Genomic DNA, 553 nt, shown 5'->3' on the forward strand with positions numbered 1-553 from the left:
ATCTTCAACTGTCCGGCAATCTTTTGCCAGCTCCTTGATCGTCTTGTCCTTTAGGTCTTGCATAAATGATCATCTCCTTAATGGAAAGTTTAACCATTTACACAAAACTTTTTACGTCCTCAAGCAATTGGATTACATTTGACTAAAAAAGACAGCGTCTCTCCGCTGTCTTTTGGCATTAATTTTGTTTGCGACCTTCTACTGCTAATAAATACATTGTTTGAGACATAGCAGTTTCATTAACCCAATCACGATACTCTCTTTCAGCTGAGGCACGCTCACTTTCTGTAATAAATCCATCCTTAACCATTTGAATCCCTCTACTGGCAGCTACGTCAGCCCAAATACTTATGCGTGAATTAAAGTCATTATCAGTTCGTTTTACTATCTCATGCTGAGGCGTGATTGTAATTTCGTTAATTCCTACCTCTTTAAAAGTGTGGTGAAAAACACCACGAATACTCGATATGGTAGAATAATAGAAATACCTGATTAGAAATGAGGAACAGTTATGCGAGCAGCAAAACGGACCGGGGTCCAGCCACAACTATTT

At 38.9% G+C, this 553-nt stretch carries 1 protein-coding gene; it reads right to left on the reverse strand.

The window, feature by feature from the left end:
- Window positions 1-178: 178 nt before the first annotated feature.
- A complete protein-coding gene (locus KXG62_RS34480) occupies window positions 179-310 on the reverse strand; it encodes a hypothetical protein (protein ID WP_281427084.1) in 132 nt (43 codons plus the stop codon).
- Window positions 311-553 lie beyond the last annotated feature (243 nt).

This window comes from Paenibacillus solanacearum (assembly GCF_910593845.1).
Taxonomy (GTDB): Bacteria; Bacillota; Bacilli; order Paenibacillales; family NBRC-103111; genus Paenibacillus_G; species Paenibacillus_G solanacearum.

Excerpts from the sequence above, each read along its gene's own strand:
- KXG62_RS34480 (WP_281427084.1), bottom strand. The coding sequence starts at position 310 with ATGGTTAAGGATGGATTTATTACAGAAAGTGAGCGTGCCTCAGCTGAA.